This is a genomic window from Marixanthomonas ophiurae, from assembly GCF_003413745.1.
Classification (GTDB): Bacteria; Bacteroidota; Bacteroidia; order Flavobacteriales; family Flavobacteriaceae; genus Marixanthomonas; species Marixanthomonas ophiurae.
On record NZ_QVID01000002.1, the window covers coordinates 786,006 to 801,662 of the forward strand.

At 33.8% G+C, this 15,657-nt stretch carries 18 protein-coding genes; 8 read left to right on the forward strand and 10 right to left on the reverse strand.

Annotated elements, in window-relative coordinates; genetic code table 11:
• Window positions 1–83 precede the first annotated feature (83 nt).
• The 4 genes from tsaE (at window position 84) to DZ858_RS13860 (ending at window position 2,963) form a co-directional block, all read left to right on the forward strand.
• Window positions 84–497, forward strand: coding sequence for a tRNA (adenosine(37)-N6)-threonylcarbamoyltransferase complex ATPase subunit type 1 TsaE (gene tsaE, locus DZ858_RS13845; RefSeq protein ID WP_117160251.1), 414 nt, complete (start codon window positions 84–86; stop codon window positions 495–497).
• A 259-nt stretch (window positions 498–756) separates the two neighbouring features.
• Window positions 757–1,290, forward strand: a complete 534-nt coding sequence (locus tag DZ858_RS13850) for a hypothetical protein (protein ID WP_239990789.1) — start codon at window positions 757–759, stop codon at window positions 1,288–1,290.
• Between the two features lie 66 nt (window positions 1,291–1,356).
• The gene (locus DZ858_RS13855) at window positions 1,357–2,556 is read left to right on the forward strand and encodes an alanine dehydrogenase (RefSeq protein ID WP_117160252.1); all 1,200 of its coding nucleotides are present in this window, start codon (window positions 1,357–1,359) and stop codon (window positions 2,554–2,556) included.
• 29 nt (window positions 2,557–2,585) lie between these two features.
• Window positions 2,586–2,963: a DUF4258 domain-containing protein gene (locus DZ858_RS13860; protein WP_117160253.1), complete on the forward strand. Its 378-nt coding sequence runs from the start codon at window positions 2,586–2,588 to the stop codon at window positions 2,961–2,963.
• A gap of 47 nt (window positions 2,964–3,010) precedes the next feature.
• Here DZ858_RS13860 and DZ858_RS13865 read toward each other — a convergent pair whose 3' ends face one another.
• Window positions 3,011–3,889 carry a bile acid:sodium symporter family protein gene (locus DZ858_RS13865; protein WP_117160254.1) on the reverse strand — a complete coding sequence of 293 codons (879 nt, stop codon included), beginning with the start codon at window positions 3,887–3,889 and terminating at the stop codon, window positions 3,011–3,013.
• A 219-nt stretch (window positions 3,890–4,108) separates the two neighbouring features.
• Window positions 4,109–5,284, reverse strand: coding sequence for a proline dehydrogenase family protein (locus DZ858_RS13870; protein ID WP_117160255.1), 1,176 nt, complete (start codon window positions 5,282–5,284; stop codon window positions 4,109–4,111).
• A 161-nt stretch (window positions 5,285–5,445) separates the two neighbouring features.
• Between DZ858_RS13870 and aroB the strand changes: the two genes are divergently transcribed.
• Window positions 5,446–6,528, forward strand: coding sequence for a 3-dehydroquinate synthase (gene aroB / locus DZ858_RS13875; RefSeq protein WP_117160256.1), 1,083 nt, complete (start codon window positions 5,446–5,448; stop codon window positions 6,526–6,528).
• Between the two features lie 74 nt (window positions 6,529–6,602).
• The gene (locus DZ858_RS13880) at window positions 6,603–6,899 is read left to right on the forward strand and encodes a hypothetical protein (RefSeq protein WP_117160257.1); all 297 of its coding nucleotides are present in this window, start codon (window positions 6,603–6,605) and stop codon (window positions 6,897–6,899) included.
• Window positions 6,900–6,956: 57 nt separating this feature from the next.
• Here DZ858_RS13880 and DZ858_RS13885 read toward each other — a convergent pair whose 3' ends face one another.
• The 5 genes from DZ858_RS13885 to DZ858_RS13905 all read right to left on the reverse strand — a co-directional run bounded on the left by DZ858_RS13885 (window position 6,957) and on the right by DZ858_RS13905 (window position 10,849).
• Complete coding sequence (locus DZ858_RS13885; RefSeq protein WP_117160258.1) at window positions 6,957–7,505, reverse strand: type 1 glutamine amidotransferase domain-containing protein; 549 nt, start codon at window positions 7,503–7,505, stop codon at window positions 6,957–6,959.
• 106 nt (window positions 7,506–7,611) lie between these two features.
• Window positions 7,612–8,568, reverse strand: a complete 957-nt coding sequence (locus tag DZ858_RS13890; RefSeq protein ID WP_168926325.1) for a YihY/virulence factor BrkB family protein — start codon at window positions 8,566–8,568, stop codon at window positions 7,612–7,614.
• A complete protein-coding gene (locus DZ858_RS13895; protein ID WP_117160260.1) occupies window positions 8,568–9,080 on the reverse strand; it encodes a DinB family protein in 513 nt (170 codons plus the stop codon). Before DZ858_RS13895 ends, DZ858_RS13890 begins: the two co-directional genes overlap by 1 nt.
• 85 nt (window positions 9,081–9,165) lie before the next feature.
• Window positions 9,166–9,648 (reverse strand): Lrp/AsnC family transcriptional regulator, encoded by a 483-nt coding sequence (locus DZ858_RS13900; RefSeq protein WP_117160261.1) that lies wholly within the window; start codon window positions 9,646–9,648, stop codon window positions 9,166–9,168.
• A gap of 58 nt (window positions 9,649–9,706) precedes the next feature.
• Window positions 9,707–10,849 (reverse strand): M14 family metallopeptidase, encoded by a 1,143-nt coding sequence (locus tag DZ858_RS13905; protein ID WP_117160262.1) that lies wholly within the window; start codon window positions 10,847–10,849, stop codon window positions 9,707–9,709.
• Between the two features lie 291 nt (window positions 10,850–11,140).
• On the opposite strand from DZ858_RS13905, the gene DZ858_RS13910 reads away from it, so the two are divergent.
• Together DZ858_RS13910 and DZ858_RS13915 are read left to right on the forward strand one after the other, a co-directional pair.
• Window positions 11,141–11,527, forward strand: a complete 387-nt coding sequence (locus DZ858_RS13910; protein WP_117160263.1) for a helix-turn-helix domain-containing protein — start codon at window positions 11,141–11,143, stop codon at window positions 11,525–11,527.
• Between the two features lie 97 nt (window positions 11,528–11,624).
• The gene (locus tag DZ858_RS13915; protein WP_117160264.1) at window positions 11,625–12,008 is read left to right on the forward strand and encodes a DNA topoisomerase IV; all 384 of its coding nucleotides are present in this window, start codon (window positions 11,625–11,627) and stop codon (window positions 12,006–12,008) included.
• Between the two features lie 75 nt (window positions 12,009–12,083).
• Here DZ858_RS13915 and mscL read toward each other — a convergent pair whose 3' ends face one another.
• The 3 genes from mscL to DZ858_RS13930 are packed head-to-tail and all read right to left on the reverse strand — an operon-like array spanning window position 12,084 to window position 15,653.
• The gene (gene mscL / locus DZ858_RS13920) at window positions 12,084–12,512 is read right to left on the reverse strand and encodes a large-conductance mechanosensitive channel protein MscL (protein WP_117160265.1); all 429 of its coding nucleotides are present in this window, start codon (window positions 12,510–12,512) and stop codon (window positions 12,084–12,086) included.
• Between the two features lie 17 nt (window positions 12,513–12,529).
• Entirely contained in the window at window positions 12,530–15,172 is a 2,643-nt protein-coding gene (locus DZ858_RS13925; protein ID WP_117160266.1) for a DNA gyrase/topoisomerase IV subunit A, read from the reverse strand.
• Window positions 15,173–15,212: 40 nt separating this feature from the next.
• Window positions 15,213–15,653 carry a hypothetical protein gene (locus DZ858_RS13930; RefSeq protein ID WP_117160267.1) on the reverse strand — a complete coding sequence of 147 codons (441 nt, stop codon included), beginning with the start codon at window positions 15,651–15,653 and terminating at the stop codon, window positions 15,213–15,215.
• Window positions 15,654–15,657: the final 4 nt, after the last annotated feature.

Sequence of the window (15,657 nt, forward strand, 5' to 3'; positions counted from 1 at the left end):
AATTTTCCTTGTATTGTGTATTTCATCGAATAAATTAGTTATTTATCGGTTTTGCATGCTATATTTGATCGCAACCCAAAATTATGGAAATAACCTACACATTAGATAGTTTACAGCAACTAGCTGATACCATACTATCACAAGCCCAGAACAAACATTTGTTGTTCTATGGTGACATGGGTGTAGGTAAAACAACCGTTATCACAGCTTTAGCAAAACAATTAGGTGTTACTGACAACATCTCAAGTCCCACTTTTTCTTTAGTAAATGAGTACGAATCAAACGATGGGGCAATCTATCACTTTGATTTTTATAGAATAGAAGATGAAACTGAAGCTTTAGATATGGGGATTGAAGAATATTTTTATTCTGATAATTGGGTCTTTATTGAGTGGCCAGATAAAATAAAAACATTATTGCCAACAGATAGTACTAATTTAATATTAGAAAAAAACAAAAACGGAAGTAGAACTTTAACAATGACGCCAGTGAAATAAATTGTTACGATTACATATAACTTAATAGTTTCTTTTAAAATAGCCCCAAATCGCATTATTTTTAGAGCAGGATAATTATTGCCTAAAAAAACCTATAAAGATACGGGGAACTTAGTTGAAATACATGTTGAATTTTGTGATAGGTTTGTACTATTAACCTCACAAAAACTAAACATTATGAAATTATCAAAGTACTACTTAATCGTTGCAATTTTCGGAGCTGGTCTATTTTTCTCATGTACTCCAGAAAGTATTGAAGATGGACAAACAGAACAACAAGTTAGAAGAGACCAAATCAGAACTCCGCAAAACGGATAAAAAACCAAGGATTTTCGGGGGGGTTATTGTGCTTTTAATTGCAATAACCCCTTTCTTATTTTATTCTTACAAAAGTTTCCCAAACGATACCCAAGTTTTGGAAACTTCTTTTTTTACTATTAAAACCGCTTTTTTCTCTGTTAATACATATTTCTGGTTCGTCGTAGGGAAAATTATTCCACTTTACTTGCTTTTGTTATGGTTTTTTACCTGTAAACATTGGTGGCACTGGATACTCTTAATTCCTATTGCCATGTATGCTTTTCAATTATGGGGCATAGTAAATGAAAGTCAAGGTTTGGACGAATTAGAAATCTATTATATTTTACCTCTTATGATGATTTTAGTTCCGGCAGTTTATTTAATTAGAGCTAAATTATTTAACAAAGTACGAGGCGATGATTTGCAAGAGTTTGAAGAAGATCTACTAACCAAAAAAAGCATATGGCAACAGGTGAAAGACTTATTTCGGTAACCGTTATTTTTCTTTTTTCAGTATCACATTTAATATGTAACTTAGGGCTGCTAACCAATTTTTGCCATGACAGAGTCTAAGTCCCCATTTACCAAAGCCCAATTAATACCTCAAGAGGAAACCCTTGAAGTTACCCGCCAAAAGGGAGCCTTGTTTATAGGTATTCCCAAAGAAACCTATTTTCAGGAAAAACGTATCTGTTTAACTCCCGATGCCGTTGCTGCTGTTGTGGCCAATGGTCATAAAGTGTTAATTGAAAGTGGCGCCGGAAAAGAAGCTGGTTTTTCCGATAAAGACTATAGTGAAGCCGGAGCACAACTTACCAAGGACACAAAAAAAGTATTTGGCTGTCCATTTATATTAAAAGTAGAACCCCCTACCCTCGAAGAATTGGAACTCATCAATCCAAAAACAGTATTGATTTCTGCGCTTCAGCTTAAAACAAGACAGAAAAAGTATTTTGATGTGTTGTCCAAGAAAAAAATAACAGCTCTTGCTTTTGAATTTATTAAAGAGCAGGACCATACCTATCCAGCTGTAAAAGCTTTAAGTGAAATTGCCGGAACAGCTTCTGTATTGATTGCTTCAGAAATAATGGTGAATGCTAAAAAAGGAAACGGTTTGTTATTCGGAAACATTAGCGGAGTACCACCTGTGGAAGTTGTCGTTATTGGTGCTGGAACCGTTGGTCAGTTTGCTGTACGCTCTGCCATTGGGCTAGGTGCTAGCGTAAAAGTATTTGATAGTTCTATTACCAAATTACGCACGTTGCAGACTGCTATTGGGCAAACGTTCTACACCTCGACCATACAACCCAAAAATTTAATGAAAGCTTTACGCCGTTGCGATGTAGCTATTGGGGCGGTTCGAGGAAAAAATAGATCGCCAGTTATTGTAAGTGAAGCGATGGTGAAAAAAATGAAAAAAGGAGCGGTCATTATTGATGTGAGTATCGATATGGGCGGTTGCTTTGAAACTTCCGATATGACTAGCCACGATGCTCCTACTCAAATTAAACACAATGTGGTTCATTATGGCGTGCCTAATATTCCGGCACGATACCCAAAAACAGCCTCAATATCAATTAGTAATATTTTTACACCTTATTTATTGGAAATTGCTGAATGTGGCGGTCTAGAACAAGCGATCCGTTTTGATGGTGGATTAAAAAATGGTTTGTATTTTTACCGCGGCATTTTAACCAATAAAGCGGTTGCAAATTGGTTTGATATGTCCTACAGCGATATTAACTTGCTGTTCTTTTAATAATTTACCTATAAAATGTACTTTTTTAAATGAAATTAATTCACAGAATTGCCTATTACTTAGGGGGCTTTGGCATTGGCCTGATTATACTTTTCTTTTTTTTAAGCGGAAAAAAAACCTCTTGTGACTATAGTCCTAATGCTCGTACATTAAAAGATATAAGAAACAAAGAGCGCGCTTTTTCTGAAGAGACAATTCAGTTTTTAAAGCAAGAAAAGTTAGATACCGCAACAATTTCAAGAATGCTTATTAATGGCGATGTATTGTTTTCAGAAAGTAACACAGATTTAGATTCTTGTAAAATTTATAAAATTGAAGCTGATGTTTTAGATAAAAACTTAAAAATAACCGTTGAAAACTGTGAAGAAAAAGCAACCGTTCAAAAAATGGAAGCGGTTTTTGAATAGCTGAAAAATAATACTTTTTATAGTGTATAATGTTGGACTTAAATTTTCTATTTAGAATTTATTTCAGATCTTTTTCCAAATTGCCACATTAAAATTCCTCCAGTTAAAAACATCCATATGGCATAAGCTCCTATTGGAATACCCATTTCTACATTATTTAATATAGAAGTTGCAATTACAAGTGCTAAAGTTCCATTTTGTATGCCGCTCTCTATAGTAATTGAAATAGTGCTTTTTAAATTTAAATTAAATAATCTAGCTGTAAAATACCCTAACCCCATAGTCGCAATATTGAGCACTAAAGTAACAATTCCAGCTGCTTTCATTCCATCTACTAGTTTATCAGCATTGGCAGCTAATACTGCAATAAATACTATTATGAAGATTACTGTTGAGGCAATACGCATTGGTTTTTCCTTTCGTTTTGCAAAATTGATGTTGTAGTTGCGAATGAGCATTCCTATCGAAATAGGGATTACCGTAATTACCATTATTTGTAGTATCGTATCAATTATCGGTAACTTAATTATGACATCTGTATTAGTACCAAAGTACTCTAATGCATAAGATAGTATAAACGGTATTGTTAAGATACTTACCATACTAGCAATAGCAGTTAAAGTAACCGATAATGCAATATTCCCCCTACATACTTGTGTTATCAAATTACTAGTTGGACCGCCAGGACAGCTAGCTAAAATCATTAATCCGACTGCCATTACGGGATTTAGATTAAAAGCTATAGCGAGTGAAAATCCAATAATAGGCAAAAATATAAGTTGGTTAGTTAAACCAATTAAAATTGCTTTAGGATACTTTATAATTCTTGTAAAATTAGCAGGAATTAAAGTCATCCCCATGCCTAACATTATAATAGCAAGAGATAAGGGTAAAAACACTTTACTTATTAGTTCGGCGACATCCATAGCTTATTATTTTTATGCTTTTTTTGTACAGTAAACATATTGCTTACATTCACCATAGTCGCTTCCAAGTTACTTAAAACCTTCGTATTATTCCTTTCAGTTGGTATTTAGTATGTATATTATTAATGCCTATCAATTAATATTTAAATGAAAATGTCCAAATTATTCTAAAATTAATAGAATAATTTGGACATTTATTAATGTGAAAAAGTTTTTCGTTTAAAAAATTCCGCGTCGTTTACGTTCGTTTTTCAGTAGAATAAGTTCTCTACTCGTTTGCCCAGCTACCGAAGTGTTTTCTTCGGCGCGGCGTATTAAATAAGGCATGACCTCTTTAACCGGACCAAAAGGCATGTATTTGGAAACATTAAATCCCTCACTTGCTAAGTTGTAGCTTATATTATCACTCATACCGTATAATTGCCCAAACCATACACGTTCATCATTTTTTTCTAGCTCTTTTGTTTTCATGATTTCCATGGCCAAATAACAGCTCACTTCGTTGTGGGTACCTATATACAGCGTAATATCTTCTAAGTTATCTAGTATATATCGAGTTACTTGATTAAAATTATCATCAGTAGCTTGTTTACTTTCACAAATAGGTGTTGGGTATTGTTTTTCTTCAGCCCGCTCGTTTTCTTTCTCCATGTATGCCCCACGAACTACTTTAAAGCCTAACCTAAAACCTTTTTCTTTTGATTTTTTATGAAGCTTATGTAAATACTCTTCTCTATCCCACCGATAGCACTGCAGGGTGTTAAAGATTACAACCCGTTTTGTATTGTACTTTTCCATCATTTGCTCGCACAGTTCATCTGCAGCATCTTGCATCCAAGATTCTTCAGCATCAACTAAAAGAGAAACACCACATTCATCAGCCGCCTTACAAACAGTTTCATAGCGCTTTACAATTCGGTCCCACTCGGCTTCTTCTTCTTTCGTAAGCGTTTCGTTTTCAGTTTTTTTACGCCAAATTTCAAAACGACCTAATCCAGTTGGCTTAAATACAGAAAAAGGCATCGCTTCTTTGTTTTGGGCAAAACTAGTAAGTTCAACAATCTTATTCATTGTTTTATCAAACTGTGCTTCATCTTCTTGTCCTTCTACCGAATAATCTAATACTGAATACACATTTGCTTTGAATAAAGCATCAACTGTATTCATACAGTCTTCTTCACTTACACCACCGCAAAAATGATCAAATACAGTAGAACGAATCAAACCCTCAACAGGAAGATTAATATTCAAGGCAAATTTGGTAACTGCTGTACCTATTCGCACTAGAGGTTCGTTTGCAATCATCTTAAACAAGAAGTATGCGCGCTCCACTTCAGCATCAGACTTTAGCTTGAACGCGATTTCCGTATTATTGAAAAGTAAATTCGTTTCCATATAAAAATAATGTGCGCAAATATAGTTAGATTTGACACTATAAAAACAGCTGAAAATCACTTTTTACCACATAAAACATTATAATTTAGTTGTAACAGAACACGATTAACAACAACCTTCTGAAACAAAGGAAAGTACAGTGGTTAGCTAACTTTTTAAATATGAAAGAAATTAAGAAAAATGAAGGATCTGTTTATGGTGATGAAAATGCTTGGAATGCTTTTATAAACCAAATCAACGATCTAAACCCCACAAAAACATTTGTTTTAACCGATGAAAACACAAAACAACACTGTCTCCCTTATTTTTTAAGTAAAACTCAATTTGATAAACAACCCGAAGTGCTTACCATTTCGGCAGGAGAAGTCCATAAAAATATAGCAACCTGTGTTACGCTGTGGAACAAACTTTCTGAAAGAGGAGCCGACCGCAATAGCCTACTAATTAATTTAGGCGGTGGTGTGGTTACAGATCTTGGTGGTTTTGTGGCTTGTACCTTTAAACGAGGCATCCCATTTATTAACATCCCTACTTCCCTATTGGCGATGGTCGATGCTTCGGTAGGGGGTAAAAATGGAGTTGATCTTGGGAGTTTAAAAAACCAAGTTGGAGTTATAAAAAACCCAATACAAGTAATTCTTGACACTGAATTTTTAAAAACACTCCCAAAACCACATATAGCCTCTGGTTTGGCAGAGATGCTCAAACACGGTTTAATTTATTCAGAAGAATACTGGAACAGCATACAACATTTTGATGTAACTGATAAAATTAAAGCAAAAGACCTAATTTGGGAGTCTGTGTTAATTAAAAACAAAGTGGTAACGGAAGATCCTTTTGAAAAAAGTAGAAGAAAAACCTTAAACTACGGTCATACGCTTGGCCACGCCATTGAATCATATTTTATGGATGTTTCAGCCAAGGATTCTTCTAAAAAAGAATTGCTACATGGAGAAGCTATTGCTATTGGGATGATACTAGCAAACTATATTTCGCATAGGCTCTGCTCCTTTCCGAAGGAAAAATTAGATGAAATATCCACTGTAATATTAGCTAAGTTTGAAAAAGTAGTTTTTAGCGATGAAGCTATCGAAGAAATAATAAACTTATTAATTTTTGATAAAAAAAACAGCGGAGGAGTTATTTATTTTGTATTACTAAATGATATAGGCAATTACAAAATAAATTGTACGGTACCTAATGACGTAATTCGTGACGCCTTTAATTATTATGAAAAAATTTAAAAATTAGTTTTTAAATACCAATAACTCTTTTATTTTTGAAACTATAAATACACAACCCAACAACAGTAAACGCAATGAAACGAGTTATTGTAGATTTTAAAAAATTGACCCCAGAAATACTATCGTTATTAGTTGAAAAATATCCTGATGGGTATGATGACGACCACGTAATACGATTTAAAAATGCAAAAAATGAAACGGTAGATGCTGTTGAAGTACGTACTGAAGACTCTATTTATTTGGTAAAAGTAAGTTCAAGACTTGAAGATACTATGGCTAAATTTGAAGAGGATGATTACGATGTTGAAGATTACACCGAACCAATAAGCGAAATCCCTGAGAAGTCAATACCTGGTGACGAAGAAGAATAGACAATAAAAAAAAGAGGCGGAAATTCCGCCTCTTTTTTTTATTATTTCAATTTGTTATTAAGCGTGTTGTAACTCATGCTTACCTTCTTTAATCTCTTCTATTAATTTTGAATTAAACGCTGGTAAGTCATCTGGATTTCTACTAGTAACGAATCCTTCATCTACAACTACTTCTTCGTCTACCCAATTAGCTCCTGCATTGATTAAATCGTCTTTGATAGAATTGAAAGAAGTCATTTTTCTTCCCTTCACTACATTTGCAGAAATCAATATTTGAGGGCCGTGGCAAATTGCTGCTACAGGTTTCTTTTGTGCGAAAAAGTCTTTGACAAAGTTTAATGCGTTTTCATTTCTACGAAGTTTGTCAGGGTTTATAACTCCACCTGGCACAACTAAAGCATTATATTGATTCGCATTTACACTATCAAGTGTTTTATCTACATTATAATCATTGCTCCAATTTCCGTTATCCCACGCTTTAATGCTTCCGGTATTTTCGCTAACGATATCAACGGTAAAACCTTCTTTTTCCATCGCTTCTTTCGGTGATTTCAATTCAGATTCTTCAAATCCGTCTGTTGCAATAATTGCTATTCTCTTGTCCATAATTTTTTTGTTTTTATTAATTTTTCTTTTACACTAAGATACTAGTATAGACAAGGGTTCACAAATGATTGGTATTAATGTTCTATTAAAGCATCGTTAAAGTTCGTTAGAGATCTATATTATTCTTTAGGGATTTTGCTTTATTATGGTCTTCCTTTAATTTACTCTTATACGCTCTAAGCTCTTCAAGTTCTTTTTCATATGACAATGTAGCGTGTTTAGTGGGAGATATTTTAATATTTTTATACAGCGCCCAGTTTACAGTCAATTCGGCTCCAAAAAAAAGAATAAGACAGGTGTAGTAAACCCACAGTAAAATAAGAACTACACTTCCAGCAGCTCCATATACCGACGCTGGGTTAGATTGTGAAAAGTAAAATCCGATTAAATATTTTCCTACTAAAAACAACAACGATGTTAGAAAAGCACCTAAAATAGTTGTTTTCCATTTAATCTTCACATCGGGTAAAATAGTGAATATAGAAGCAAATAAAGCCGTAATGAATACCTGTGATATTAAGAAATTTAGAATGCTTACCATAACTGATGAAACTTCAGAATAATAAGCACTTACATAATTACTCAAGGCTGAAATCGCAGCTGAAATAAATAAGGTTATTAAAAGTAACAGTCCAATAGCTAAGACCACTCCAAAGGATGTAGCCCTTCTTTTAAGCATATTCATAAATCCTTCTTCCTTAGCGCGGACGCTCCAAATATTGTTTAACGCTTTCTGAAGTTGAAAAAAAACACCTGTTGCTGCAAAAATTAACATCCCAATTCCAAGAATAACTGTAATTAACGAACTATCTTCAAGAGCTGCATTGGAAATCATAGTTTCGATTGCTTCAGCACTACCCTGCCCTATTAAACCTCCTATTTCGCTAGTTATTCTTCCTTGTACAGCCTCACGACCGTAAAATATACCGGCAAAATGAACCGTTATCATTAATAAAGAGGGTAATGAAAACAAAGCATAGTATGCAATTACAGCACTTTTTGCCCATGGATCATTTTTATCCCAGCTTACATACGTTTTCTTCAAAAATTTAAAGAACTTCATTATATATATCGTTCTTTAATAATATTTATGTGGTGTAAATCATGACCACAAATAATATATCCTGATGCTATGACTGATAGTGGCTTCCCATCTGCTGTTCCAATTTTATTCAGTATATCTTCAGAAAAACTTTCAAAAAGTGCTATCGTAGCTGCGCGCACACTCACATACTCGCTTATTAAACTTTTAATAGAACGATTATTTGCATTAGAGTTCTTTGCAAAAAGATTTTCATCATAACCTTTTAATTTTACCTGGTTAGATCGAGCTATTTGTAAAGCACGGTAACTAAATACCCGTTCGGTATCTATTACATGTAATAAGACTTCCTTTGGTGTCCATTTTCCTTCTGCATATTGATAAGCCCAAATATCTTCGGGTAGTGATTCATAAAACCCTTTTGATTTTGAGATCCCAGATTTTAAAGCTTTTTTTAATGGATGCTCAACAACTAAATCTATATACCTTTTAAAATAAGAGTGGTAATGCGATGTTGGTATTGTCGTTTCCATAAAAATCTTGTTTTAAATATTAAAGATAAAAAAACCCTTTGCATTAAAACAAAGGGTTAACTAAATTATAGTATTGATATTGTTTTTATTTTATATCCATAAAAATAGAATGCATTAATCGTTTTTTGTCATTAATACTTTCTTCTAATGAAATCATTGTTTCTGTACGTGTAACACCTTCAATATCATCTATTTGATAAATAATATTTTTAGCGTGACTAGTATCTTTTGCTCTAATTTTACAGAAAATATTAAACTTGCCCGTAGTAACGTGAGCAACAGTTACAAAAGGGATTTCGTTAATACGCTCTAACACAAATTGTGTTTGCGAGGTTTTTTGAAGAAACACCCCAACATATGCTATAAAGGAATATCCTAATTTTTTATAATCCAATTTAAGCGAAGATCCTGTGATAAATCCTGCATCTTCCATTTTTTTAACACGTACGTGTACTGTTCCTGCAGAAATTCCTAATTTTTTTGCGATGTCAGTAAAAGCTGTTCGTGTATTCTCGATAAGCATATCAAGAATTTTGTGATCTGTTTCGTCTAATTTAAATTTTGCCATAGCTCTTTATTTTTTTGGAGTGCAAAAATAGTAAGTTTTTCATAAAAAAAGAACACATTTATTGAAAAATAATTTCTTTCCCATTATTTTTATAATGAATTGTTAAAACTTCTTCGTCAATAACAACTTTTTGTTGAGAATTTATTAATATTTCTTCATTACAAAGATCGATTTCTTTATGTCCATTATAATTCATTAAACCGCTAACTTCTTTTATAATAGGGATTAACTGAATTTTTTCATTAATAAGTTCTTCTTTATATTGAATTGCAATCGATACTGATTCTTTTTCTTGTTCTACTTGTGCATTTCTTAAAATAATATCACAAAAATTCTTTTTGTTTTCAGGAATATTAAAATAGCTATTATAATCTATAACCTTATTTCCTTCTAAAGTAATAGTAAATAGCTCCAACAGAGAATAAAAAATATACTCCCGTGTTTTTTCCCGATGATAATCGTTTTGATAATGTCCTGCTTCAAACAAAATGGTCGGTATTCCAGCTGCGGTAAAGCTATCCCCTACACAATTAATATTAAAAGAGTCATCATAACGCCCTATTTGACCGGGAATATATTTTTGTAGCACACTATTCATCTTTACAATAAGCCTCATCGCCGTTTGACGTGTTTTTGTAATAGTACGATCGGTATCAGCAGAAGGTGCTAAAAACGATATTGTTGCCGGTTTATCATTCTCCAAGCCATATATGGTACGTTGATCATGAAGGTTTAGGCATAAATCAGGCTTTATTTCGTTGAAAAGGTCGTATAAAAGTTGGCTTTCTTTTTGAGTTAGGTTTTTTGCATCCCGGTTTAGATCAACTTCATTAGCATTTTCTCGAGTATAAGCCTCAGCACCATCTGGATTTAATATAGGAACTAGGTAAAGCGTATAAGTATCTAGAAATTGTTTTTTTTCTTTCTGAAACAATTCTTTTTGATCTATAAACTTTAAAAAGTCTAAAACAGCTTTTGTAGTCGTCGATTCATTTCCATGCATTTGTGACCAAGCTAAAATTTTTGTAGCTCCATTTCCAATTTTTAAAACAGGAATTTCTTTTCCTTTTTCTGAAACCCCCATTTTATAAATTACAATTTCTGAGTTGTTATTTATAAGCGGCATTACATTTTTTAAGGTAATATAACGCCCTTTAACAGGAGCTAAAAAATTGGAATGATATGCTTCTTGTATTGTCATAACTTTAATTCTGTTGACAAAGTTAAACAACCGTTTGTTTACAATAGTAAACAGTGAGTTTATTTAATTATGAGGACACTTGTAAACAAATAATTACATAAAACCGCTAAAACCCAAGTTAATTTAACACTGATTAAATAACTTAACTATAAATATTACTTTTTCAGATAATTACATATCATCATATAATTTAAAACTTTAATTAAAACAGGTCTTTATAATGTTTAATTTGGTGTTGTTCTTGTAATATTTTACATTTGTAAACGTTATAATGTTTTGAATTATGTTACAATGGTAAACAGCGAAGATTTTACTAAAAGGCTTGAAAAAATCATGGATTTTTATGGGTTGTCTGCTACTGCTTTTTCTGAAGCAATAGATTTTAACCGTTCCACTATTTCACATTTACTTTCAGGTAGAAATAAACCCAGTCTTGAATTTGTTATGCAAGTTGTCCAGAAATTTCCAGAAGTAGAATTGTATTGGTTGCTAAACGGAAAAGGCTCCTTCCCTACGCAAAAAGAAAACGAAGAACCAGTTGTTGATATAAAAAAAAGTTCAATAAGCAATATACCTAAAGAGGCTTTTCGTGAAGAGAGTATATCTGGTAAAGAAACTGAAATAGATAAAATCGTAATTTTCTATAAAGATGGAAGCTTTAAAGCCTACGAAAATTAAAAGCCACGAATTAATCCAGCAATTATCTATTAATAATTCCTAATAAAGCATTTCAAAATTGTTTTAAAATGCGGAAATTTGCATAGAAACTAATTTTATGCGTTTACTCTCCTCAATTTTCCTGTTATTTATATTAGTAGGCTGCTATCAGCCCGAAAGAAACTGCGAAAAATTTAAAAATGGAACTTTTGAGTTTAAGGCATTAGTGGGCACTGAGCTTCAGACAACCACTTTTATGCGTAACGACTCGATAGAAATAGACTACTATCAAGGAAAAGCAGATACATCAAGCGTACGATGGATTAATGATTGTGAATACATCGTGCAAAAAATTAATCCTAAAAATCGTTCTGAAGAAAAGGCCATTCACATGAAAATCCTAACGACTGATGGCGATGAATATACTTTTGAATACAATATTGTTGGACAAGAAAAAAAACAAAAAGGAACTGCAACTAAGGTAGAAAGCAGTGAAATTTAAAAACGTATCCAACCTGAGGCTCTACGTGATGTTTATGTAATTAGTACACATCTAATATCAAGCACCCTGCTTATCTTATTGTTTCTTTTTCAACATTGCATTCTGTTCTTCCATTAATTTTTCAATATTGGAAAGCAACTCAATGTTTTTAGGGGTTTCCACCGTTTTATTTTTAGGATCTTCCGATTTTTTCTTGAAGCGGTTAATAAACTTGATAACCACGAAAATGGTAAAAGCTATGATAACGAAATCTATCAATACCTCCATAAGCTCTCCATAACCAATGGCAACTTCATCAACGCCTTCAGCAGCTTGACGAAGGATGTATTTTTTATCACCCAGCCTAACATCATCGGTCAATAAGGAAAGCGGCGGCATCACCACTTTTTTCACTAAAGTACTAACCACATTATTAAAAGCGGTACCAATAATGATCCCGACCGCCATATCGATCATATTGCCTTTTATAGCAAAATTTTTAAACTCCTGATATAAACTTGCCATATATGTTCTAATTTTAATTACTCAAATAAAGAAGTTTGCCCTTCTCCATCATTACCCTCTCCTTCTGAGTCGTTTTCCCCTTCTGAAACAGATTCTTCATCAACTACGTCTATATCCTTTTCAGTAACCTCTTTTGGAGGGTCGTAAGGTAACGCGTCTAATGTGTTAATTTCAAGAACTTTTTCTTTAGTCAATTGATTTCCTAAAGCGGTTATGCCTTTAACAGCGATAAATTCTTCCAAGTTTAGTTCCAAATTATCTTCCCGTTCTTTCCCGCGTTGCTTCACAAAGACTACTTCGGCCATAGGACGATATTCTGTGAATATTTTTTCGAGATAAGACTTTGGATGGTCTGAAATAATCACTTCTTCTTTGTCTGGATTTTCTACTAAAAAGCGTTTTACATAAAAGAGTTCTTTTTCGCCGTCCCAATAAATAGCTGAGAGCGGTTTTTTTGGCTCCCATTTTTCGAGTACGATCATATCGTCATCGAAACGTAACGTAAGTTCAGGTACCGCCGTTTTAACCGTTCCATCTTGGTTTACAATTAGTAATCTGTCTTCACTTCTAAACTGCCCTAATAGTTCGCCTCTGTCATCCATATTAAGTCGTTTAACAGTTTCGTCAAACCAAATTTTTCTGGGTTTTAAAGTGGATAGTCCTTTCTCCTTCAATTCAACTCGTTTAACGGGATACTTTGTAACAATATTTCCTTTAGAGTTTCTTCCTTTTACATTTTGATCAGCAAAATCGAGATCAAATTTTAATTTTTTAATGTTGCCTTTTTGCCTTAATAGGATAGTGACCACTTCGGCTTCGCCATTAGGGTTTGCAGTAAAGTATAGCACTTTACTTCCTTTAGTGCCTTGTGTAAGGTCATAATCACGGTCGCGCGTCATCGAAGTGACTGAGAAACGTTTTACATACGTAGTTCCGTTTTTTCCGTCACGGTAAATCATATTGTAAATACGACGTTTGTCTTTCTTTTTATAGACCGCTACGTGAATAATGTTTTTCCCAATAAAAGTCTTTGTATCAACTTTTGTGACCATCATCTTCCCTTCTTCGGTAAATACAATAATATCATCTATATCACTACAATCAGTTACATATTCATCGCGACGAAGGCTCGTGCCAATGAAACCTTCCTCTCTATTTACATATAATTTTGTGTTTCTAATTACAACTTTTGTCGCTTCAATATCTTCAAAAACACGAATCTCCGTTTTACGCTCTTTTCCTTCACCGTAATCCTTTTTAAGGCGTTTAAAGTAATCTATTGCGTACTCAATCAGGTTTTTTAAGTGATGCTTTACTTCAGCGATATTATCTTCCAGTGCATCAATCTTTTGTTGCGCTTTATCGATGTCAAATTTTGAAATTCGCTTAATTCTAATTTCGGTTAACCGAACGATATCTTCTTCGGTAATGGCACGTTTTAAATGCGTAATGTGTGGTTTTAAACCTTCGTCAATCGCTTTAATTACACCTTCCCACGTTTCTTCTTCTTCTATATCACGATAGATTCTATTTTCAATAAAAATACGCTCTAAGGAAGCAAAATGCCATTGCTCTTCATATTCATCAAGTTTTATTTCCAGCTCGCTTTTAAGTAGTTCTACAGTTCTATCGGTAGAACGACGAAGCATTTCAGAAACCCCCACAAATAACGGTTTGTTGTCTTCAATGACACACCCTAAAGGTGATACGGAGTTTTCACAACTGGTAAAGGCGTATAACGCATCGATTGTCTTGTCTGGTGAAATCCCACTTGGAATGTGCACCAATATCTCTACTTCGGCAGCCGTGTTGTCTTCAATTTTTTTGACTTTTATCTTGCCTTTTTCATTGGCTTTTAAAATGGAGTCGATTAAAGAAGATGTTGTGGTGGCATATGGTATTTCGGTAATAACCAGTATGTTTTTATCGTATTGGCTAATTTTTGCACGGCTTCGTATTTTACCGCCGCGAACCCCGTCTTTATAGTCAGTTGCGTCCATGATTCCCCCAGTAGGAAAATCGGGAACTAACTGGAAGCGTTTTCCTTGTAGGTGTTTAATTGAAGCATCGATTAACTCGATAAAATTGTGTGGTAATACCTTTGTGGAAAGCCCTACTGCAATACCTTCGGCTCCTTGAGCTAACAATAACGGAAACATTACTGGCAAGTTGATTGGTTCTTTTTTACGACCATCATACGAAGCTTGCCAACCGGTTATTTTTGGATTATAGACTACATCGAGTGCGAATTTTGAAAGCCGAGCTTCAATATATCGGGAAGCCGCGGCACGATCACCTGTCAAAATGTTTCCCCAGTTACCTTGGGTATCGATTAATAAATCTTTTTGCCCAATTTGCACCATGGCATCGGCAATACTGGCATCACCGTGTGGGTGATACTGCATGGTGTGCCCTACAATATTGGCAACTTTATTATAACGACCATCATCCAAATCTTTCATAGAATGCATGATACGCCGTTGCACAGGTTTAAAACCATCTTCTATTGCTGGTACAGCACGCTCCAAAATCACATAACTGGCATAATCTAAAAACCAGTCACGGTACATACCCGTGACTTTCGTGATGGTCTCACTATTTTCGGTGGGTTCCTCCTGTGGGTTTAATTCTTCTTCGTTTGGGGTATTTTCTTCCGCCATGTATTAATATTGGGCTGCTCGCGCAGCATTGTTTTAATTTTTATTTCTGAATGATATAGGCTCCGTTTTCAGGTTGTATTTCTTCACCGTTCAATTTAAATTTTTCAATCGATAGTACATCAAAACATTTACCCGGATTTAACTTTAATGTTAAGTTTAGTATTTCAGACTCTTCATCATTTAGGTTTAAAGAGTAATCTTCTTCTGATTCGAATTGCTCAATAAAAAGAACAATAGCCATTTTATCATCACCTTCAGAAAAATCTAAAAAAAGTGTATCTGTACCTCTTGTCAATGTTATTTCAGAAGGTTTGAATACATTATCTTCACCTAAAAGAGAAACACCTTCACTATCTTCAATTGATATAAATGCTATTGGTTCTACCGGAGAAACAAGAGCACAATCACTATAGTTGTCTTTACTACAAGAAGCAAAAATAAATAGTAAAATACTTAATAATAAAGGTGTTACTTTCTTCATTTTC